This window comes from Pseudomonas kermanshahensis, assembly GCF_014269205.2.
GTDB lineage: Bacteria > Pseudomonadota > Gammaproteobacteria > Pseudomonadales > Pseudomonadaceae > Aquipseudomonas > Aquipseudomonas kermanshahensis.
Map to the genome: position 1 here is coordinate 474,105 of NZ_JABWRY020000001.1, position 24,551 is coordinate 498,655.

Here is a 24,551-nt window from a genome sequence, read left to right on the forward strand (position 1 = left end):
CGTCCTTGCCGCCGGGCGATTGCCCGGCGGGATTGCAGCGGCCTCAGACGACATGGATACCGTTCTGCACCCACAGGTGATGGCTCGGATCCTCCTGGGCCGTATATTGGTTATAGTCGATGCCGTCGGCAGTTTGGTTCCCGACCAGCGCCCAGTTGTCCGTCATGTGAACCGAGTCCTTTTCATCCCCCTTGATGACCAGTGTGTCGTTACCGGTTTCGGTGATCGCGACCACGTCCGCCAGGTTCAGGGTCAACGCCACCGAGCTGGTGTCGTTGAGGTCGATCACTTCGATGTCGTGGACCCGCCCGACCAGGTTGCCCAGGTCGATGCTGGCATCGCCACCGCCCCACAGCAGGGTGTCGTTACCGCTGCCACCCTCGACGCTGGCGAAGTTCTGGTCGACCACCACCAGGGTGTCATCGCCCGCACCACCCAGCAGGGTGATGTGGCCGCCCTGGCTGCCATCGAGGTGGTCATTGCCATCGGTGCCGGCAATCACTTCGCTGGAGGCCACCGCCGCGAGACTGGCCAGTGCCACGCCTTCGTCACCGCTGTCGGCCAGCAGCGAGCTGGTGGCCGTGAAGTTGGCGGCGTTGTCCAGGCTGATGGTCAGGTTGGCGGTGTCGGTGGTGCCGTTGGGGTGGGTCAGCTCGTAGGTGAAGGTTTCATGCTGGCCAATCACCGCATTGGTCAGCCCGGCGTTGAGGGTGTAGGTGTAGCTGCCGTCTGCTTGCACCAGCAGGGTGCCGTAGCTGCCCGCCACACTGACCCCGTTGTAGCCCGGGATGGTGTAGGTGTTGGCCGCCGTCATTACGCTCAGCACGGTCAATGGCGAGCCAAGGTTGTCGTCGGCCAACAGGTTGCCGGTGACCGCCGTGGCGCCGCTGACCACGAACTCGGTCAGGTGCGTGGTGGTGGCGTTGACACTGGTGGTGATCGAACTGGCCAGGCCGATGCCGCCCGCGGTGACGCGCACGTGGTAGGTGCCGGCCCCCTGGTTCTGGAACGTGTAGCCCGCACCACCACCGAGCAGGCTGATCAGCGAGCCACCGCCGACCGACTGCACCAGCACATACTGGCCGGTTGCCGGGTTGAGTTTGAGCAGGTCGATGGTGGTGCCATTGAGCAGGCTCAGCAGGTTGGTCGAGTTGACCACCACTTGCAGGTTGGCCGTGGTGTCGGCGGCAACGCTGGTGGTGTAGGTGGCCTGGCGTGAGCCGATCAAAGGCAGGGTCAGTACGCCCAGCGAAGCGGTACTGGTGTCCACCCGGTTGGCCAGGGTGAGTTGGCTGGTGCCGGCGTCGTTGACCGCGTCGAGCACCGTGGCCGGTGCACTGTAGTTGGTGTCGCTCCAGATCTCCGTGGCTTGTGGGCTGTCGATGCGCACATACAGGTTGGCCGCATCGGAGGCGCCGTTGGCATGCAGCAGCTGGTAACTGAACACATCGACCTTGCCGACGCTCGATGGGCTGCCGTTAGGCGTGTAGGTGTAGCTGCCGTCACCGCGGATCACCAGGGTGCCGTACAGGCCTTGCACCGTGGTGGCGCTGCCCGCCGACACATAGCTGCCGTTCTTCATTACCTGCAGCACGGCGGCGCTGTCCGGGCCAAGGGCATCGACGCTACCGTCGGTGCCAACGTCGGTAATGACGTTGCCGGTTTTTGCCGTGCCGGTGCCGGTGAACTGCGTGAGGCTGGTGGTCTCGATGTCCAGCGTGGTGGTCACGTTGGTGATCAGGCCGATGCCGCCACTGCCGACCGTCAGGCGATAGTCACCGGCCTGCAACTCACCGATGTCGACACGAATGCCCTGGCCCAGCGGCAGCAGGATCAGGTCGAGCAGGCCCTGGCTGGTGCCCGTGGCCAAGGTCACCCAGTTGCCGGCAGCGTTCTTCACTTGCAGGGTGAAGGTGGCATTGTCGAGCAGCGACAGTGCGCTGCTGGTGTTCAGGGTCAGCGTTGGGTCCACGGTGGTGCCGGCACCGACCGTCCAGGTGTAGGTCTTGGTGAAGCCTGCCAGCAAGGTGGTGAAGCTGTCCTGATAGCTGCGCGAGCTGACCACCGGTGCCAGGTTGACCTCGGCGGTCACCAGGTTGTCGCTGGCGATTACCGGGGCGTTGGCATCGACGTCTGGTGCGGTGATGTTGACGTTACCGGACACGTTGCCGCGCCCGTCGCTGATGGTCACCGACAGCAACTGGCCGTTGTCTTGAGGCGGGCTCAGGGTCACGGTGAAGTTGCCGTCCGGTTGTACCACCGCCGTTTGCAGCACGGTGCCGTTGGCACTGCGCACGGTGACGGTGGCGCCCACTTCGCCGCTACCGGTGAGGGTGCTGCCGTCGGCGCTGATCGCCAGGTTGCCGGCGACTGCTGGCGGGGTCAGGTCCGGTGCGGTGAGCGCAGTGCCGGTCGAGACATTGCCTGCACCGTCGGTGAGGGTGACGCTCAAGGCCTGGTTGTCGATCTGCGCCGCGGTCAGGCTGACCACGAACAGGCCGTTGCTGCCCACCGTGGCCGTGCCGATGATAGTGCCTGCGCCGTTGCGCACCGTCACGGTGCTGCCGACCTGGCCAGAGCCGCTGACGGCCGTACCGTTGGCGTTGATGGTGGCCAGCGGCGCGGCTGGCGGTGTGGTGTCCGGCGCCGTCACGTTGACGCTGCTGGACAGGTTGCCGGTAGGGTCGGACTGGCGCACCACCAGCAGTTGCCCATCGTTTTGCGGTGTGGTCAGGGTGATGGTGAACGTGCCATCGGCTTGAACCACGGCCGAGCCCAGCGCGCCGTTCGGGCCTTGCACGGTCACGGTTGCACCCGCCTCGCCACGCCCTGTGAGCTCGGTGCCAGCGCCATTGATGACCAGGTTGGTCGGCGCGGCCGGTGGCTGCACGTCGATGGCGGTGACGCTGGTGCTGCCAGACACGTTGCCTGCCGCGTCAGCCTGGCTCACGCCCAATACCTGGCCGTTGAGCTGCGGGGTATTGAGGTTGATGCTGAACGCGCCACCGGCATTCACCAGCCCGGTGCCGAGCACGTTGTTGCTGGCGTCGCGCACGGTTACCGTGGCCCCGGCCTCACCGGTACCGCTCAGTACCAGGCCGTTGGCAGACAGGCCGGTTACCACCGGGTTGGCCGGTGGCGTGATGTCGGCGGCCTGCACGAAGGTCGGTTGCGATTCGCCGCCCACCAATGCCACAGCCGTCACGGTCAGGTGCTGGCCGTTGAGCTGCGCCGTGTTCAGTTGCAGGGTGAAGGTGCCATTGAGGGTGGCCCCGCCGGTGCCGATCAGGTTGCCGGCGGCATCGTAGACGCGGATACCGACACCACTCGGCGCATTCCCCTGCAAGGTCAGGCCATCGCTGCCCAGGGTCACGTTGGTTGGCGGCACGGGCGGTGCCACCAATGGCGTGACATAGGTCGCGACCGCCGAGGTGTTGAAGCCGTCAGATTGCGTCACCCCCAGCGTAGCCAGAATACCCGCAGGCGGTACCAGCGTGATCTGGAAGTTGCCGGCCGCATCCACTTGGCCGGTACCCAGCACAGTGCCGCCGCGGCTGACGGTGACGATCGCATTTGGCTCGCCTTTACCGGTCAGCACGTCGAAGGTGTTGTTGATGGCCATGTCCGTGACCACGTCAGGTGGCGAGGTGTCGTTGGTCTGGTAGCTGGCAGGCAGCGAGCTGTTGCCGGCATCGTCGGTGGACACCACAGTCAGCAGTTGGCCGTTGTTTTGGGCTGGGTTGATGGTGACGGTGAACTGGCCGTTTGCAGGGACTTCCACCTCGCCGACCACATTGTTGTTCGGCCCGCGAACGGTGACGGTGGTACCCGCTTCAGCAGTACCCGTCATCGAGGTGCCGGCCGGATTGAGCAACAGGTCGCTCGGCTGTACCGGTGGCGTCAGGTCTGGCGCGGTCACTTGCAGTGGCGCGGATGGGTTGCCGGTGGCGTCCTGGGCGATGAGGGTCAGCACTTCGCCGTTGATTTGCGCCGCGTTCAGGTCGAGCACGAAGGTGCCGTCCGGGTCGACCGAGACCTGGCCAAGCAGGTCGCCCTGGTTGTTGACCACGGTGACCCGTGAGCCGGGCTCGCCGGTGCCGATCAGCTGGGTGCCGCTGTCGTTGATCGTGGCGATCACCGAGGCGGGCGGTGTGATGTCTACTGCCGTGGTCGTGCTGATCGGCGAGATGTTGCCGCGGCCATCGGTCACGGTCACTTGCAGCACCTGCCCGTTGAGCTGCGCCGAGCTCAGGTTGACCTGGAACGTACCGTCCGCGTCTACCTGGACCGTGCCGATTTGCGTGATGCCGACATAGACCCTAACAGTCGCACCCGCTTCGCCGACGCCGCTGAGCAGATCGCCCGCAGCGTTGAGCCGCAGTTCGGTCGCTGCCTCCGGTGGCGTGAGGTCCGGCGCCAGGATATTGACCGGCGCACTGATGTTGCCGGGTGGGTCGGCCTGTTGTACCGAGAGTGTTTCGAAGTTGATCTGTGGCGGTGTCAACTCAACACGGAAGCTGCCGTCGGCCAGTACGATGCCTGAGCCCAGCACCGCGCCTGCGGCGTTGCTCACGGTGACAGTTGCACCGGCTTCGCCTTGGCCGGTGACCACGCTGCCGTCGAGCGTGATGTCGACATCGGTGAGCGCGGCGGGTGGGGTGAAGTCTGGCGTCAGCAGGGTAGCCACTGGCGACACGTTGCCGGCAGTGTCGGTCTGGGTGAAGCTGAGCAGCTCGCTGTTACCCAGTGCTGGGCTTAGGATCACGGTGAAATGGCCGCTGGCATCGACAGTGGCCCTGCCAACCTCGCTGCCATCTGGCCCGGTGACGATCAGCAGCGCGCCGACTTCGCCGCGGCCGGTGAGGGTGATGCCATCGCTGGAAATGGCCAGCTCGGTTGGCGCGGTGGGTGGGGTGGTATCCGGCGCGGTGATTGGGCTGGCAGCCGACTGGTTGCCAGCGGCATCGGTCAGCACGACTTGCACTTGCTGGCCGTTGGCCTGGGGCGCGTTGAGGTCGACCTGGAAGCTGCCGTCACCACGCACCACCGTAGTGCCCAGTACGCTGCCATCAGCGGCCAGCACGCGCACAGTGCTGCCCGCTTCGCCGGTACCGTTGAGCAGGCTGCCGCCACCGGCAAAGGCCAGGTTCTCGGCGGCATCGGGCGCCACGCGGTCCGGCGCGATAAGGCTGATGCTGTTGGATTCGTTGCCGGCGGCATCGGACTGGCTGGCGCTGAGCTGTTCGCCATTGATCTGCGCGCTGCCCAGGTTGATGCTGAAGTTGCCATTAGCATCGACAACACCAGTGCCGAGGTCGACGCCACCTTCACCGATCACGGAGACGGTGGCACCCGGCTCGCCGCGGCCACTGAGGACCAGCCCATCGCTGGACAGCACGACGTTGGCCAGTGGCAGCGGTGCCGTGGTGTCCGGTGCCTGCAGGGTGGCTGGCAGCGACGTGCTGCCATCGGTGCCTACCGCACTCACATGCAGCACTTCGCCGTTGGCCTGGACGCTGCCGAGGTTGACCGTGAAGGTGCCGTCGTCGGCGACCGGGGCTGTGCCCAGCAATACGCCGTTGGGGCCGTAGACAGTGACCGTGCTGCCTGGCGTTGCCGTGCCGGTTACTACCAGGCCATCAGCGGCCAGTACCAGGTTGTCGGGCGTCTCTGGCGCCAGGATGCCCGGTGCGGTGACGGTCTGTGCAGGTGAAACGTTCTGCGCGGCATCGGCCTGCACCACGCTGAGGCTTTCGCCGGTGATGGCGGCAGGTGACAGGTTGACCGTGAAGCTGCCATCGGCGCCCACCGTGGCCGTGCCCAGTGCGGTACCGTCCGGTGCGCGAACGGTGACCGTGGCGTTGGCTTCGCCGGTACCGGTGAGGGTCGCGCCATTGGCGGAGACCGACAGGTTGGCGACTGCGGCAGGTGGCGTGGTATCGGCTGCGGTGTAAGGCGCGGCCGGCGACACGTTGCCTGCGGCATCGGTGGCGGTTACCTGCAAGGTCTGGCCATTGGTCTGGGCACTGTTCAGGGTGACCTGGAAGGTGCCGTTGCTGCCAGCCACCGCAGTGCCCAGCACGTTGCCAGAGGCATCGCGCACGGTCACGGTACTGCCGGCTTCCGCACTGCCGGTCAACTGCAGGCCAGTGGCGGCCAAGGCCAGCGCGGTTGGGGCAGGCGGTGGGGTGAAGTCCGGCGCGGTGACCGCCACGGCGGTGGAGGTGTTATTGCCTGCGTCGGTCTGGGTCACGCTCAAGTGCTGGGCGTTGAGTTGAGCGTTGTCCAGGGTCAGGGTGAAGCTGCCGTTGGCGCTTACCAGGCCGGTACCGATAATGGTGCCATCCGGGCCGCGCACGGTGACGGTGGCGCCGGCTTCGCCGAGGCCGGTCAGGGTCAGGCCGTTGTTGTTCAGCACCACATTGGTCAGCGGCGCTGGCGGGGTCAGGTCAGGGGTGGTGACATTGACAGCTGGCGAGGTATTGCCAGCCGCATCCACCTGCGTAACGCCGATGGCCTGGCCGGTGGCTTGCGGGGTGTCGAAGACCACCGTGAAGCGGCCATCGGCCCCAACCACGGCCGTGCCGAGCACGGTCCCGGCGGCATTGCGCACCTGGACGGTGGCGCCTGCCTCACCGCTGCCCGACAGCTGCTTGCCGTCCTGGCTCAGTACGGGGTTGCTGATGGCTGCAGGCGGCGTGCGGTCTGGCGTGGCCAGGCTGGCCGGGCCAGAAATGTTGCCGGCGGCGTCGCTGAGCGTGACCTGCAGCGGGCTGCCGCTGGTTTGCGCACTCGGCAGGGTGATCTGGAACTGGCCGAGTTGGTTGACGGTGCCGGTGGCCAGAATGGCGCCGCTGGCATCGCGCACGGTGACGGTGGCACCGGCTTCACCTTCGCCGCTGAGCACGGTGGCCGCGCTGTTGAGGCTGAGGTTGCTGGCCGCCAGCGGCGCCTGCAGGTCAGGGGCCTGCAAGGTGGCTGCGAGCGACACGTTACCGGCCGCATCGGCCTGGGTGACGATCAGGTTCTGGGCATTGGTCAGCGGTGGCGCGAAGCTGATGCTGAACAAACCATTGCTGCCGACGGTGGCAGTGCCAAGCACGTCGCCTTGGGCATTGACCACACGTACGGTCGCACCCACTTCGCCATGGCCGGTCAGCGTGCTGCCGGTGCGGTCGATGCCATCCACGATCGGGGCGGCTGGCGCGGTGGTGTCGTTGGCCACGAGGGTGGCGGGTACCGATGGGTCGCCATCGACCGTGGCGCGCGCGGTGACCACCAAGGTCTCGCCATTGAGCTGGGCATTCTGGAAGAACACCCGGAAGGTGCCATCGCTACCCACCGTTGCCGTGCCCAGGGTAATGCCGCCCGAGGTCACGGTGATCAGTGACCCGACGGTGCCTTGGCCGGTGAGCAGGAAGCCGTCGGCGCTGATGGCAAGGCCGCTTGGGGTAACGGCTTCGGTGCCATCCGGGCCCTCCAGCGAAACGGGGGTGGACTCGTTGCCGGCAGGGTCGATCACCACCACGTCGACGGTTTCGCCCTCCGCCAGTGGCGGCGTGACGGGTACCACGAAGGTGCCGTCCGGCCCGACGGTTTCGCTGCCGCGTTCACTGCCATCCGGGTTGCGGATGACGACTGTACTGCCAGGTTCGGCGCCGCCGCCGACCACGCTGCCATCCGGGCTGACGGTGACCCCCGTGGCCGGGAGCGGGTCGGTGGTATCGGGTGCCGTGACGGTGATGGGCGCAGCGCTGTTGGCCCCGTCGCTGACTACCACGGTCACGGGTTCACCGTTGGTCTGCGGAGTCGGCAGCGTAACGCTGAAGCTGCCGTCAGGGTTCACCGGCTCGGTGGTCTCGTTGCCGGCTGCATCCCGCACCGTCACCGTCGTTGCGCCCGGCGCGTTGCCGGTCACGGTGGTGCCATCCGGGCTGACCTCCACCTCAGTGGGCAGTGCCGGCGGGGTGATGTCCGGTGCAATGATCTGGGTGGGCAGGGACTCGTTGCCCGCGGCGTCGGTCAAGGTGACCTCCAGCGCCTGGCCATCGAGTTGCGCAGGGGACAGCGGCACCGTGAAGTTACCGCCTGCTGGCACAACCACAGAGCCCAAGAGGCTGCCGTCAGGGGCGCGCACTTCGACGGTCGAACCTGCCTCACCGGTACCCTGGATGGCGTTGCCGCCCGGGGTAATGGTAAGCCCGGCCGGCGCGGTGGGTGCGGTGCTGTCGTCGGCCGTGAAGGTGGCCGATGGCGAGGCATTGCCGTCGTTATCGATCAATACCACCGACAGTACTTCGCCGTTGGTCTGGGCGGGTGTGAGGGTGACGGTGAAGGTGCCGTCGCCATTCACCGGGATGGTGCCCAGCAAGTCCCCGGCAGCGTTGCGTACTTCCACGGTGCTGCCGGGTTCGCCCTGGCCGCTGAGTTCCGTGCCTGTCGGGTCCAGGCCCAGGCCTTGCGCGGCTTCCGGTGCCTCAAGGTCAGGTGCGGTCACGAGGGCGGCAGGGGAGTCATTGCCGGCGCTGTCTGCCTGGGTGACGGACAGGGTCTGGCCATTGAGCTGTGGCGGGTCGATGGTCACGCGGAAGCTGCCATCGGCCTCGACCACGGCGGTGCCCACGACTGCGCCAGCCGTGCCGGTCACGGTTACCGTCGCACCGGGTTCACCGGTGCCGGTGAGGGTTCGGCCATCAGCGGACAACGTGGTGCCTGTCGGGGTATCCGGTGCCTCGCTGTCGGGTGCCGGCAGGGTAACGGCGGTGGACAGGTTGCCGGTTGGGTCGCGTTGATCCACGGTCAGTGCCTGGCCGTTGGTCTGCGGCGGGTCCAGGGTGATTTCGAACGCGCCGTTAGCGCCGACCACAACTGTGCCCAGCACGGTGCCATCCGGCGCGCGTACGGTCACAGTTGCATCGGGTTCACCGGTGCCGGTGACGGTCAGGCCCGCGCCGTCGATGGCTACCTCGCCAACCGCTTGCGGTGGCGTGGTATCAGGCGCGGTGAAGTTGACCGGGCCTGCGCTGTTACCGAGGCTGTCGGTGGCGTCCACGGTCAGGCTTTCGCCATTGCGCTGAGGCTGGTTGAGGGTGACGTCGAAGCGGCCGTCGCCACCCACCGTGGTGGTGCCCAGAATGGTGCCATCTTCTGCACGCACGGTGATGGTCGAGCCGCTCTGGCCCTGCCCGGTGAGGTGGAGGCCGTTGGTGTCGATGGCCAGGCCCGAAGGCTGCAGCGGGCCGTCCAGGTCGGGCGCGTTGACGGTTGCGGTAGAGGTGTTGCCTGCGGCGTCGCGCAGGGTCACGTCCAGTTCCTGGCCGTCGGTTTGCGGCGGGGTCAGAACCACGCTGATGACGCCATTGGCACCGACCTGTGCGTTGCCCAGCACATCGCCCTGGGCGTTGGTGACCTGCACGGTGGTGCCAGGCTCGCCGCGACCGGTGAGGGTGCTGCCATCGGCACTGAGTTGCAGGTCGCTGGCCTGGTTCGGCGGGGTGATATCAGGGGCAATGATCTGGGTTGGCAGCGAGTTGTTGCCATCGGCATCGATGGCGACTACATCCAGTGTTTCGCCGTTGGCCTGCGCTGGCGTGAGGCCGATGGTGAAGGCGCCGCCAGGGCCGGCCTGGACACTGCCCAGCACATTACCCTGTGCGTCGCGCACCTCGACCTGCGTGCCCGCAGGGGCACTGCCGCTGATGGACGAACCGTCGGCTGCCAGCACCAGCCCGCTCGGGCTTTCGGGCAGCGGTACATCAGCAACGATGACGGCGATGCCTACCGACTCATTACCCGCAGCATCGGTTTGCACCAGGACGATGGCCTGGCCTGCCGCCAGCGGCGTTTCGAGGTCAACCACGAAGGTGCCGTTCGGGGCGACGGTGCCGCTGCCGATGACCGTGCCATCGGCATCTTTCACCTCCACTTTGGCGCCGGCTTCGCCGCGACCGGAGACCGCCAGGCTGCCGGCACCCGCGACGACGTCAGTGATGATCGCCGGTGCGGTGATGTCCGCTGCCACGTAACTCAGTGGCACCGAGGTGTTACCCGCGGCATCGACCACGGTGATGGCTAAGGTTTCGCCATTGGCCTGGATCGGGTCCAGGGTGAGGGTGAAGGTGCCGTCGGGCTCGGCGATGGCGCTGCCGATCAAGTTGCCTGACGCGTCGTGGACGTTCACTCGTGCGCCAGGTTCGGCGCTACCGGTCAGGCTGATGCCCTCGCTGAGGACAAGGTCGGTAGGTTGCAGCGGCGCGGCGAGGTCCGGCGTGAGCACCGAGCTCGGCTGCGAGGTATTGCCAGCGGCATCGGTCAAGGTCACCTGCAGGGACGAGCCGTCTGCAACCGAGGAGGGCAGCTGCACGGTGAAGTCGCCACCGGGTTGTACCGTTCCCGTGACCACCACCTGGCCCTGATCGTTGCGAACCTCCACGGTCGCGCCAGGTTCGCCGCGGCCAGAGAGGGTCAGCCCATCATTGCTGACCACCAGGTTGGTGGCTGGCTCTGGTGGCGTGGTGTCGCCATTGTCGATATCCGGTGCGGTAACGCTGCCGGCTGTCGAGGTATTGCCTGCGGTATCGGTGGCCGTGACTTGCAGCTGTTCGCCATCGACCTGTGCCGGGGTAAGGGTGATGCTGAAGGCACCGCTCGGGCCGACCAGAACGCTGCCCAGCTCGGTGCCATCGGCCGCCAGGACCCGCACCGTGCTGCCCACTTCGGCACGCCCGGTGACCACGCTGCCATCGGTGCTGATGGCCAGTTCGGTAGGTGTGACAGGCGCAGTGATGTCCGGTGCGTTGACTTGTACTGGCAGGGACGATGCGCCGGTGCTGTCGATTGCCACTACATCCAGCAGTTCGCCGTTGGCTTGTGCTGGCGTGAGCACGACGGTGAAGGTGCCTTCGGCGCCCACCACCACGCTGCCGACCACGTTGCCGTCAGCATCGTGAACTTCCACGCGGCTGCCGACCGGGGCGGATCCGCTGATGCTGGTGCCGTCTTCGGCGACCACCAGCTCGCTCGGGCTGGCCGGCGCGGTGGTCACAGGGACATCGAATTGCAGGGCTTCGGAGGCGTTGCCGCTCGCGTCGGTCTGCACCAGGCTCAGGCGCTCGCCTGGCAGTGCCGCCGGGTCGAGGTCGATCAGGAAGGTGCCGTTGGCTAATACCGTGCCGGTGCCGATGACCGAGCCAAGGGCGTCACGCACTTCGACGTTGGCCCCCGCTTCGCCACGGCCGCTCAGGGCCAGGCCACCCGTACCGACCACGATGTCGCTGACGGCAGCCGGCGCGGTGATGTCCGGTGCATCGAATGGCACCGGGGTCGAGGTGTTGCCGGCGGCATCTACCAGGCGGATGTCCAGCACTTCGCCATTGGCCTGGGCAGGCGTAAGGGTGAGGCTGAAGCTGCCGTTCTCGTTGACCAGGCCGGTGCCGATGATGTCGCCCGCAGCGTCGCGCACCTGCACGGTGGCGCCCGGTTCGCCGCTACCCGTGAGGGTGACGCCGTTGGCCAGTTCCAGGCCGGTAGGCTGCTCTGGCGCTTGCAGGTCTGGCGAGGTTACCGAGCCAGGCTCAGAGGCGTTGCCTGCCGCGTCGGTCAGCACCACTTGCAGGGTGCTGCCGTCTTTCACGGCTGGGTCCAGGGTGATCTGGAAGGTGCCATCCGGGTTGACCGAGCCGCTGGCGACAAGGTTGCCCTCGGCATCACGGACTTGCACGGTTGCCCCAGCTTCGCCGCGACCGTTGAGCTGGCTGCCGGCGAGGGCAATGACCAGGTTGGTGGGTGCGTCTGGTGGCGTGGTGTCGCCGCCGTCGATATCCGGCGCGGTGACCGTGCCGGCGGTTGAGGCGTTGCCTGCAGCGTCGGTCGCAGTAACTTGCAGCACCTCGCCATCGACTTGAGGCGGATCGAGGGTGATGTTGAAGGTGCCAGTCGGGCCGACCAGGGCGCTGCCCAGTTCGGTGCCGTCAGCTGCCAGCACCCGCACGGTGCTGCCCGGTTCGGCACGGCCGGTGACGACGCTGCCGTCGGCGTTGATCGCCAGTTCACTCGGCGCAGTCGGCGCGGTGATGTCGGGTGCGTTGATTTGAACAGGCAGGGACGACGCGCCGGTGCCATCGATTGCCACCAGGTCGAGCAGTTCGCCGTTGGCTTGCGCCGGGTTGAGGATAACGGTGAAGGTACCTTCGGCACCCACCACCACGCTGCCGACCAGCGTGCCATCGGCATCGCGCACTTCCACACGGCTGCCGACCGGGGCGGAACCGCTGATGCTGGTGCCGTCTTCGGCGACCACCAGGTCGCTCGGGCTGGCCGGTGTGGTGGTCGAGGGTACGTCGTACTCGAAGGCTACGGATGCATTGCCGCTTGGGTCGGTCTGCACCAGGCTCAGGCGCTCGCCTGGCAGTGCCGCCGGGTCGAGGTCGATCAGGAAGGTGCCGTTGGCCAAGACAGTGCCAGTGCCGATCACATTACCCTCGGCGTCGCGCACCTCCACGCTGGCACCCGCTTCACCACGGCCGCTCAGGGCCAGGCCATCGCTGCCGACGACAATATTGCTCACCGCTGCAGGCGGCGTGATGTCCGGTGCATCGAATGGCAGCGGGGTGGAGCTATTACCAGCGGCATCCACCAGGCGGATGTCCAGCACTTCACCATTGGCCTGGGCAGGCGTAAGGGTGAGGCTGAAGCTGCCGTTCTCGTTGACCAGGCCGGTACCAATGATGTCGCCCGCAGCGTCGCGCACCTGCACGGTGGCGCCCGGTTCGCCGCTACCCGTGAGGGTGACGCCGTCGACCAGTTCCAGGCCGGTAGGTTGCTCTGGCGCTTGTAGGTCTGGCGAGGTCACCGAACCAGGTTCAGAGGCGTTGCCTGCCGCGTCGGTCAGTACCACTTGCAGGGTGCTGCCGTCGTTAACGGCCGGGTCCAGGGTGATCTGGAAGGTGCCGTCCGGGTTGACCAAGCCGCTGGCCACGAGGTTGCCCTCGGCATCACGGACTTGCACGGTGGCCCCGGCTTCACCACGACCATTCAGCTGGCTGCCGGCGAGGGCGATGACCAGGTTGGTGGGTGCGTCTGGTGGCGTGGTGTCGCCGCCGTCGATGTCCGGCGCGGTGACCGTGCCGGCCGTAGAGGCGTTGCCTGCGGCATCTGTGGCGGTGACCTGCAGCACCTCGCCATCGACTTGAGGCGGATCGAGGGTGATGTTGAAGGTGCCAGTCGGGCCGACCAGGGCGCTGCCCAGTTCGGTGCCGTCAGCTGCCAGCACCCGCACGGTGCTGCCCGGTTCGGCACGGCCGGTGACGACGCTGCCGTCGGCGTTGATCGCCAGTTCACTCGGCGCAGTCGGCGCGGTGATGTCGGGTGCGTTGATTTGTACCGGCAGGGACGACGCGCCGGTGCCATCGATTGCCACCAGGTCGAGCAGTTCGCCGTTGGCTTGTGCCGGGTTGAGGATGACGGTGAAGGTACCTTCGGCACCCACCACCACGCTGCCGACCAGCGTGCCATCGGCATCGCGCACTTCCACACGGCTGCCGACCGGGGCGGAACCGCTGATGCTGGTGCCGTCTTCGGCGACCACCAGGTCGCTCGGGCTGGCCGGTGTGGTGGTCGAGGGTACGTCGTACTCGAAGGCTACAGATGCATTGCCGCTTGGGTCGGTCTGCACCAGGCTCAGGCGCTCGCCTGGCAGTGCCGCCGGGTCGAGGTCGATCAGGAAGGTGCCGTTGGCCAAGACAGTGCCAGTGCCGATCACATTACCCGCGGCGTCGCGCACCTCCACACTGGCACCCGCTTCACCACGGCCGCTCAGGGCCAGGCCATCGCTGCCGACGACAATATTGCTCACCGCTGCAGGCGGCGTGATGTCCGGTGCATCGAATGGCAGCGGGGTCGAGGTGTTACCGGCGGCGTCCACCAGGCGGATATCCAGCACTTCGCCATTGGCCTGGGCAGGCGTAAGCGTGAGGCTGAAGCTGCCGTTTTCGTTGACCAGGCCGGTACCGATGATGTCGCCCGCAGCGTCGCGCACCTGCACGGTGGCGCCCGGTTCGCCGCTACCCGTGAGGGTGACGCCGTCGACCAGTTCCAGGCCGGTAGGTTGCTCTGGCGCTTGTAGGTCTGGCGAGGTCACCGAACCAGGTTCAGAGGCGTTGCCTGCTGCGTCGGTCAGTACCACTTGCAGGGTGCTGCCGTCTTTCACGGCCGGGTCCAGGGGGATCTGGAAGGTGCCGTCCGGGTTGACCAAGCCGCTGGCCACGAGGTTGCCCTCGGCATCACGGACTTGCACGGTGGCCCCGGCTTCGCCACGACCGTTGAGCTGGCTGCCGGCGAGGGCGATGACCAGGTTGGTAGGTGCATCCGGTGGCGTGATGTCGCCGCCGTCGATATCCGGCGCGGTGACCGTGCCGGCGGTTGAGGCGTTGCCTGCAGCATCGGTCGCAGTAACTTGCAGCACCTCGCCATCGACTTGAGGCGGATCGAGGGTGATGTTGAAGGTACCAGTCGGGCCGACCAAGGCGCTGCCCAGTTCGGTGCCGTCAGCTGCCAGCACCCGCACGGTGCTGCCCGCTTCGGCCCGGCCGGTGACGACGCTACCGTCGGCGTTGATCGCCAGTTCACTTGGCGCAGTCGGCGCGGTGATGTCCGGCGCAAAGATTTGCGTAGGCACGGACGACAGACCGTTGTCATCAATGGCGACCACATCGAGCAGTTCGCCGTTGGCTTGGGCCGGGTCGAGCACGATAGTGAAGGTGCCATCGGCACCTGCCACGACACTGCCGATCAGCGTGCCATTGGCATCGTGCACCTCCACACGGGTTCCCGCTGGCGCGTTGCCGGTCAGGCTGGTGCCATCGGCATTGATCGCCAGCTCGCTTGGGCTCGCCGGGGCGGTGATCAGTGGTACGTCGTATTCAAAGGCGACGGACGCGTTGCCGCTCGGGTCGGTCTGGACCAGGCTCAGGTGCTCGCCGGGTTGCGCTGCCGGGTCGAGGTCGATGAGGAAGGTACCGTTGGCCAAGACAGTGCCTGTGCCGATCACAGTGCCCTCGGCGTCACGCACTTGCACAGTGGCGCCGGCTTCGCCGCGGCCGCTGAGGACCAGGCCGTCGGAGCCGACGGCAATATTGCTGACGGCGGCAGGCGGTGTGATGTCCGGTGCATCGAATTGGAGTGGGGCAGAGCTGTTGCCGGCGGCATCCACGAGGCGAACGTCCAGCGCTTCGCCATTCGCTTGAGCAGGGCTGAGCGTCAGGCTGAAACTGCCATCTGCGCCTACGAGTCCGCTACCAATCACATTGCCCGCAGCGTCGCGGACTTGAACAGTGGCACCCGGTTCTCCGCGACCGGTAAGGGTCACGCCTTCGGCCAAGGCCAGGCCTGTGGGTTGGTCTGGGGCTTGCAGGTCTGGCGAGGTGACCGTACCTGGTTCAGACGCGTTACCTGCCGCGTCGGTCAGCACCACTTGCAGCGTGCTGCCATCGTTAACGGCTGGATCAAGGGCGATTACAAAGTTGCCGTCCGCGCCTACGGTGCCAGTCGCCAGCACATTGCCAGCGGCGTCACGTACCTGCACGGTGGCTCCGGCTTCGCCGCGGCCGCTGAGCTGGCTGCCGGCGAGGCCGATCACCAGGTTGGTCGGTGCGTTGGGTGGCGTGGTGTCCACGCCGTCGATATCCGGCGCGGTGACGGAGCTGCCAGGCGATGTGTTACCAGCGTCATCGGTCGCGGTGGCCTGCAACACTTCGCCATCGACCTGAGGCGGGTCGAGGGTGATGTTGAATACGCCGGTTGGGCCGACCAGGGCGCTGCCCAGTTCAGTGCCATCGGCGGCGAGAATACGCACGGTGCTTCCCGGTTCGGCACGGCCAGTTACTACAGTGCCGTTGGCGCTGACGGCCAGTTCACTGGGTGCGGCTGGCGCGGTGATGTCCGGCGCGGTGATCTGCGCAGGCACGGACGACAAGCCGGTGTCGTCAATGGCCACAACATCGAGCAGTTCGCCGTTGGCTTGGGCCGGGTCGAGCACGATAGTAAAGGTGCCGTCTGCACCCGCCACAGCACTGCCAATGAGCGTGCCATTGGCATCGTGCACCTCCACACGGGTTCCAGCGGGTGCGTTGCCGGTCAGGCTGGTGCCATCGGCGTTGATCGCCAGTTCGCTCGGGCTGGCCGGGGCGGTGGTCAGTGGTACGTCGTATTCGAGGGCAACGGACGCGTTGCCGCTTGGGTCGACCTGCACCAGGCTCAGGTGTTCGCCGGGTTGTGCAGCCGGGTCGAGGTTGATCAGGAAGGTACCATTGGCAGTGACGACGCCGCGGCCAAGCAGGTTGCCATCCGCGTCGCGCACCTCAACGGTGGCACCCGCTTCCCCGCGACCGCCCAAGACCAAGCCGCCAGGGCCGACCTGGATGTTACTGACCGCATCCGGTGGGGTGATGTCCGGCGCATTGAACTGCAGGGCAGCGGAGCTATTGCCAGCGGCATCGACCAGGCGGATATCCAGGGCTTCGCCATTGGCCTGCGCAGGGCTCAGCGTCAGGCTGAACGTGCCATCCGCGTTGACCAGCCCGGTACCGATCACAGTACCGGCAGCGTCGCGTACTTGTACGGTGGCGCCAGGTTCGCCGCGGCCGGTGAAGGTGATGCCATTGGCCAGGGCAAGGTCGGTGGGTTGCGCAGGTGGCAGTAGGTCTTGCGAGGTGACCGAGCCCGGTTGAGAAACGTTGCCCGCCGCATCGGTCAGTGTCACTTGCAGGGTGCTGCCGTCGATGACGGCAGGGTCCAGCGTCAGCAGGAAGGTGCCATCTGCACCCACGGTGCCAGTGGCCAGGACATTGCCGGCGGCGTCGCGCACCTGCACGGAGGTGCCTGCTTCGCCACGGCCAGTCAGTTGGTGGCCAGCGAGACCGATCACCAGATTGGTGGGTGCGTCTGGTGGCGTGGTATCCCCGCCGTCGATATCCGGTGCGGTGACGGAGCTGGCGGTGGAGGTATTGCCAGCGGCATCGGTAGCCGTGGCTTGTAGAACCTCCCCATCGACCTGAGGCGGGTCGAGGGTGATGTTGAAGACGCCAGTCGGGCCGACCAGAGCGCTGCCCAGTTCGGTGCCGTCGGCGGCGAGAATACGCACGGTGCTACCCGGTTCGGCACGGCCAGTTACTACAGTGCCGTTGGCGCTGACGGCCAACTCACTCGGTGCGGCTGGTGCAGTGATGTCCGGCGCGGTGATCTGTGCGGGCAGAGAAGACAGGCCGGTGTCATCGATGGCGACGACATCGAGCAGTTCGCCGTTGGCTTGTGGTGGCGTGAGTTCAAGGGTGAAGGTGCCATCGGCGCCGGCAATGGCGCTGCCGATCAGGGTGCCATTGGCATCGTGCACTTCCACGCGGCTGCCCGCTGGCGCGGTACCGGTCAGGGTGGTGCCGTCGGCATCGATGAGCAGGTCGCTCGGACTTGCAGGGGCGGTGGTTTGAGGTACGTCGTATTCGACGGCAACGGAAGCGTTGCCGCTTGCGTCGGTCTGCACCAGGCTCAGTTGCTCGCCTGGTTGGGCAGCCGGGTCAAGGTCAATCAGGAAGGTGCCGTTGGCCAAGACGGTGCCGGTACCAATGACATTGCCGTTGGCATCGCGCACTTCCACGGTGGCCCCGGCTTCGCCGCGACCGCTGAGGACCAGGCCGTCGGTGCCGACCACGATATTGCTTACGGCCGCTGGCGGAGTGATATCCGGCGCATCGAATTGCAGTGGGGTAGAGCTGTTACCAGCGGCGTCCACCAGACGGATGTCCAGTGCTTCGCCATTCGCTTGAGCCGGGGAGAGCGTCAGGTTGAAGCTGCCATCTGCGCCCACCAGCCCGGTGCCGATCACAGTGCCCGCAGCGTCGCGTACTTGCACGGTGGCGCCAGGCTCGCCGCGACCCGTGAGGGTCACACCATCAGCCAGGGCCAGGTCAGTCGGCTGTGCAGGTGGCAGCAGGTCTTGGGAGGTGACCGAACCTGGCTGCGAAATGTTGCCCGCGGCATCGGTCAGGGTCACTTGCAGGGTGCTGCCATCGATCACGGCGGGATCAAGGGCGATTACAAAATTACCATCCGCGCCTACGGTGCCAGTGGCAAGCACATTGCCGGCAGCATCCCGCACCTGCACGGTGGCCCCGGCTTCGCCGCGGCCGCTGAGCTGGCTGCCGGCCAGGCCGATCACCAGGTTGGTCGGTGCGTTGGGTGGCGTGGTGTCCACGCCGTCGATATCCGGCGCGGTGACGGAGCTGGCAAGCGACGTGTTACCAGCGTCATCGGTCGCGGTAGCCTGCAACACTTCGCCATCGACCTGAGGCGGGTCGAGGGTGATGTTGAACACGCCAGTTGGTCCGACCAGGGCGCTGCCCAGTTCGGTGCCATCCGCGGCGAGAATACGCACGGTGCTTCCCGGTTCGGCACGGCCGGTAACGACGGTGCCGTTGGCGCTGACGGCCAGTTCACTTGGTGCGGCTGGTGCAGTGATGTCCGGTGCGGTGATCTGTGCGGGCAGGGACGACAGGCCGGTGTCATCGATGGCGACGACATCGAGCAGCTCGCCGTTGGCTTGTGGTGGCGTGAGTTCAATGGTGAAGGTGCCGTCGGCACCGGCAATGGCGCTGCCGACCAGCGTGCCATTGGCATCGTGCACCTCCACACGGCTGCCCGCTGGCGCGGAACCGGTCAGGGTGGTGCCTCCGGCATCAATCGCGAGGTCACTTGGGCTGGCCGGGGCGGTGGTTTGTGGTACGTCGTATTCGAGGGCAACGGAAGTGTTGCCGCTTGGGTCCGTCTGCACCAGGCTCAGGTGTTCGCCTGGTTGCGCAGCCGGGTCGAGATCGATCAGGAAGGTGCCATTGGCCAGGACGGTGCCGGTACCGATCACATTGCCGTTGGCATCGCGTACTTCCACGGTGGCCCCGGCTTCGCCGCGACCGCTCAATACCAGACCTCCCGAGCCGACAACGATGTTGCTGACGGCATCAGGCGGAGTAATGTCCGGTGCGTCGAATTGCAATGGTGCAGAGCTGTTGCCAGCGGCATCCACCAGACGGATGTCCAGCGCTTCGCCATTCGCTTGAGCAGGGCTGAGCGTCAGGCTGAAAGTGCCATCTGCGTTGACCAGCCCGGTACCTATCACAGTGCCCGCAGCATCGCGGACTTGCACAGTGGCACCCGGCTCACCGCGACCGGTGAGGGTCACGCCTTCAGCCAAGGCCAGGTCAGTCGGTTGCGCAGGTGGCAGCAAATCTTGCGAGGTGACCGAGCCTGGCTGGGAAACGTTGCCCGCGGCATCGGTCAGGATCACTTGCAGGGTGCTGCCATCGATCACGGCAGGGTCCAGCGTCAGAACGAAGGTGCCATCTGCACCGACAGTGCCAGTCGCCAACACATTGCCGTCGGCATCTCGCACCTGCACGGTGGTCCCCGCTTCGCCACGGCCAGTCAGTTGGTGGCCAGCGAGGCCGATTACCAAATCAACAGGCGCGTCAGGCGGTGTGGTATCGCCGCCGTCGATATCCGGTGCGGTAACGGAGCTGGCAACCGAGGTATTGCCGGCAGCGTCAGTTGCGGTGGCTTGCAGTACTTCGCCATCAATCTGGGGCGGATCTAGGTTGATGCTGAATACGCCAGTCGGCCCGACCAGGGCGCTGCCCAGTTCAGTGCCATCGGCGGCGAGAATACGAACAGTGCTACCCGGTTCGGCACGGCCGGTGACAACGGTGCCGTTTGCGCTGACGGCCAGCTCACTCGGCGCGGCTGGTGCAGTGATGTCCGGCGCGGTGATCTGTGCGGGCAGAGAAGACAGGCCGGTGTCATCGATGGCGACGACATCGAGCAATTCGCCGTTGGCTTGTGGTGGCGTGAGTTCAAGGGTGAAGGTGCCATCGGCGCCGGCAGTGGCGCTGCCGATCAGGGTGCCATTGGCATCGTGCACTTCCACGCGGCTGCCCGCTGGCGCGGTACCGGTCAGGGTGGTGCCGTCGGCATCGATGAGCAGGTCGCTCGGACTTGCAGGGGCGGTGGTTTGAGGTACGTCGTATTCGACGGCAACGGAAGCGTTGCCGCTTGCGTCGGTCTGCACCAGGCTCAGTTGCTCGCCTGGTTGGGCAGCCGGGTCAAGGTCAATCAGGAAGGTGCCGTTGGCCAAGACGGTGCCGGTACCAATGACATTGCCGTTGGCATCGCGCACTTCCACGGTGGCCCCGGCTTCGCCGCGACCGCTGAGGACCAGGCCGTCGGTGCCGACCACGATATTGCTTACGGCCGCTGGCGGAGTGATATCCGGCGCATCGAATTGCAGTGGGGTAGAGCTGTTACCAGCGGCGTCCACCAGACGGATGTCCAGTGCTTCGCCATTCGCTTGAGCCGGGGAGAGCGTCAGGTTGAAGCTGCCATCTGCGCCCACCAGCCCGGTGCCGATCACAGTGCCCGCAGCGTCGCGTACTTGCACGGTGGCGCCAGGCTCGCCGCGACCCGTGAGGGTCACACCATCAGCCAGGGCCAGGTCAGTCGGCTGTGCAGGTGGAAGCAGGTCTTGGGAGGTGACTGAACCTGGCTGCGAAACGTTGCCCGCGGCATCGGTCAAGGTCACTTGCAGGGTGCTGCCATCGATTACGGCAGGATCAAGGGTCAGCAGGAAGGTGCCATCTGCACCCACAGTGCCAGTCGCCAGGACATTGCCGGCGGCGTCGCGCACCTGCACGGAGGTGCCTGCTTCGCCACGGCCAGTCAGTTGGTGGCCAGCGAGACCGATTACCAGATCAACAGGTGCGTCTGGCGGTGTGGTATCGCTGCCGTCGATATCCGGTGCGGTGACGGAGCTGGCAACCGAGGTGTTGCCAGCAGCGTCAGTTGCGGTGGCCTGCAGTACTTCGCCATCAATCTGGGGCGGATCGAGGGTGATGCTGAATACGCCAGTCGGCCCGACCAGGGCGCTGCCCAGTTCAGTGCCATCGGCGGCGAGAATACGAACAGTGCTACCCGGTTCGGCACGGCCGGTGACAACGGTGCCGTTTGCGCTGACGGCCAGCTCACTCGGCGCGGCTGGTGCAGTGATGTCCGGCGCGGTGATCTGTGCGGGCAGAGAAGACAGGCCGGTGTCATCGATGGCGACGACATCGAGCAGTTCGCCGTTGGCTTGTGGTGGCGTGAGTTCAAGGGTGAAGGTGCCATCGGCGCCGGCAATGGCGCTGCCGATGAGCGTGCCATTGGCATCATGCACTTCTACGCGGCTGCCCGCTGGTGCGGTACCGGTGAGGGTGGTGCCATCGGCATCGATGGCCAGGTCGCTTGGGCTGGCGGGAGCTGTAGTCGTTGGTACGTCGTATTCAAGGGCAACGGAAGCGTTGCCGCTCGGGTCGGTCTGCACCAGGCTCAGGTGTTCGCCTGGTTGGGCAGCTGGATCGAGGTCGATCAAGAACGTGCCGTTGGCCAATACAGTGCCGGTGCCAATCACATTGCCGTTGGCATCGCGCACTTCCACAGTGGCCCCGGCTTCGCCGCGACCGCTCAATACCAGACCACCAGCGCCGACCACGATGTTGCTGACGGCATCAGGCGGAGTGATATCCGGCGCATCGAATTGTAGCGGGGTCGAGCTGTTACCAGCGGCGTCCACCAGACGAATATCCAGTGCCTCGCCATTCGCTTGAGCAGGGCTGAGCGTCAGGCTGAAAGTGCCATCTGCGTTGACCTGCCCGGTACCTATCACAGTGCCGGCGGCGTCGCGCACTTGAACCGTGGCACCTGGTTCGCCGCGACCGGTGAGGGTCACGCCTTCAGCCAGGGCCAAATCAGTCGGTTGTGCTGGTGGCAGCAGGTCTTGCGACGTCACTGAGCCTGGCTGCGAAACGTTGCCAGCAGCATCGGTCAGCGTCACTTGCAGGGTGCTGCCGTCGACTACAGCCGGGTCCAGCGTCAGCAGGAAGGTGCCATCTGCACCCACGGTGCCAGTCGCCAGCACATTGCCGTCGGCATCCCGCACCTGAACCGTAGTCCCCGCTTCGCCACGGCCAGTCAGTTGGTGGCCAGCGAGGCCGATTACCAAATCAACAGGCGCGTCAGGCGGTGTGGTATCGCCGCCGTCGATATCCGGTGCGGTAACGGAGCTGGCAACCGAGGTATTGCCGGCAGCGTCAGTCGCGGTGGCCTGCAGTAGCTCACCATCGACCTGAGGCGGATCGAGGTTGATGCTGAACACGCCGGTCGGGCCGACCAGTGCGCTGCCCAGTTCGGTGCCATCCGCGGCGAGAATACGAACGGTGCTGCCTGGTTCGGCGCGGCCGGTAACGACGGTGCCGTTGGCGCTGACGGCCAACTCGGTAGGTGCGGCTGGTGCAGTGATGTCCGGCGCGGTGATCTGTGCGGGCAGAGAAGACAGGCCGGTGTCATCGATGGCGACGACATCGAGCAGTTCGCCGTTGGCTTGTGGTGGCGTGAGTTCAAGGGTGAAGGTGCCATCGGCGCCGGCAATGGCGCTGCCGATCAGCGTGCCATTGGCATCATGCACTTCTACGCGGCTACCGGCCGGCGCGGAACCGGTGAGGGTGGTGCCATCGGCATCGATGGCCAGGTCGCTTGGGCTGGCCGGGGCGGTGGTCAGTGGTACGTCGTATTCGAGGACGGCAGAAGCGTTGCCGCTTGCGTCGGTCTGCACCAAGCTCAGGTGTTCGCCAGATTGCACAGCCGGATCAAGGTCGATCAGGAACGTGCCATTGGCCAATACAGTGCCGGTGCCAATCACATTGCCGTTGGCATCGCGCACTTCAACGATGGCCCCGGCTTCGCCGCGCCCGCTCAGGACCAGGCCACCGGCGCCGACCACGATGTTGCTGACGGCATCAGGCGGAGTAATGTCCGGCGCATCGAACTGCAGTGGTGCGGAGCTGTTGCCAGCAGCGTCCACCAGACGGATGTCCAGCGCTTCGCCATTCGCTTGAGCCGGGGACAGGGATACGCTGAATAAGCCATCAGCACCCACCACTCCGGTGCCTATCACAGTGCCCGCAGCGTCCCGCACTTGCACGGTGGCGCCTGGTTCACCGCGACCAGTAAGGGTCACGCCTTCAGCCAAGGCCAGGTCAGTCGGTTGTGCTGGTGGCAGCAGGTCTTGGGCGGTGACCGAACCTGGCTGCGAAACGTTGCCCGCCGCATCGGTCAGGGTCACCTGCAGGGTGCTGCCATCGATCACGGCAGGGTCCAGTGTCAGCAGGAACGTGCCATCTGCACCCACAGTGCCAGTCGCCAGCACATTGCCGGCGGCATCCCGCACCTGCACGGTGGTACCCGCTTCGCCACGGCCAGTCAGCTGGTGGCCAGCAAGGCCGACTACCAGGTCCACAGGTGCATCCGGCGCTGTTGTATCAGGAGGCGTTTCAACATCCGGGGCCGTAATGCCAGCAGCCGGCGATGTATTGCCGGCTGCGTCCTGTGCGGTCACTTCCAATGCCTGGCCATCGGTCTGCGGTGGCTGCAAATTGATGTTGAACTGCCCGTCAGCACCCGCCACCGCGCTGCCCAGCAATACGCCACCCGCACCTCGCACCGCCACCGTCGAGCCGGGTTCGGCGCGGCCGGTGAGGGTGGTGCCCTGTTCGTTGATGGCAAGATCGGTCGGTGCCAGCGGTGCCGTTGCATCCGGGGCGGTGACGCTGCCGGGGGCCGAGACATTGCCCGCACCATCGGTCAGGGTGACTTCAAGGTTTTCGCTGTTGATCTGCGGGGGATTCAACGCAACGTTGAAGCTGCCATCGGCACCGACCGTGCCGCTGCCGATCAGGTTGCCCGCGCCGTCGCGAATATTTATCGTGCTGCCGGCTTCGCCGCGGCCCGTCAGGCGCAGGCCATCAGGGGACACCAGCAGGTCGATCGGCGTGGCCGGCGCTGTGGTGTCGCCTGGGACCGAGCCACCACTGCTGCCACCGCTGCTGTTGTCGGCCGCCGCCGCCGCGCCGCCAATACCCAGCAGGCTGAGCCCGGCAATGGCCCAGGTTGGCATCGCGCTGCCCGCCACACCGATACCCGCGACCAGTTCATCCAGCGAGGCCACTTCGTCGAACGTAAAGCCCGTGAAAGCCACCGCATCGTAGTTTGCATGCCACAGGGTGCCGTCCTCACCGACGAAGACGATGTCGCTGCCGACGCCGGCCTGATCCACGGCGAAGAAGTTGCCGATAGTGACCTTCTCGCCCGACTTCAGGGTGACGATCAGGTCTTGTCCGCGCTGGGTGACAGTTGCCACTTTATCGGGGGAAACCGGCATCTGCACGACGCCTGGCCCGTTGAGACTGATATTGCCCCAGGCACTCTGGGTGGCGACTGCGGATTGCTTATCGGCGACGACGATGTTGTCCATGGATGCTCCCTGCTGGTGTGCGGCTACACTGGCTCGACTTCAGCGAACCAGGGCCGGCGCAACGTCAATGCAACGTGTTGCGCTCAGCCTCGACCATGACGGCCGTGATACCGGTGGTTAGGGAGATATAGCAGCCCAGCGAGAAGCAACCAGATGGCTTTCTGGGTTAATC

General features: G+C 66.2%; 1 protein-coding gene. It reads right to left on the minus strand.

Going from position 1 to position 24,551, the window contains the following annotated elements; genetic code table 11:
* Positions 1 to 43: 43 nt before the first annotated feature.
* Positions 44 to 24,379, minus strand: coding sequence for a BapA/Bap/LapF family large adhesin (locus HU764_RS02265; RefSeq protein WP_217835000.1), 24,336 nt, complete (start codon positions 24,377 to 24,379; stop codon positions 44 to 46).
* Positions 24,380 to 24,551: the final 172 nt, after the last annotated feature.

Coding starts and splice junctions, on each gene's coding strand:
- HU764_RS02265 (WP_217835000.1), bottom strand. CDS start 24,379: ATGGACAACATCGTCGTCGCCGATAAGCAATCCGCAGTCGCCACCCAG.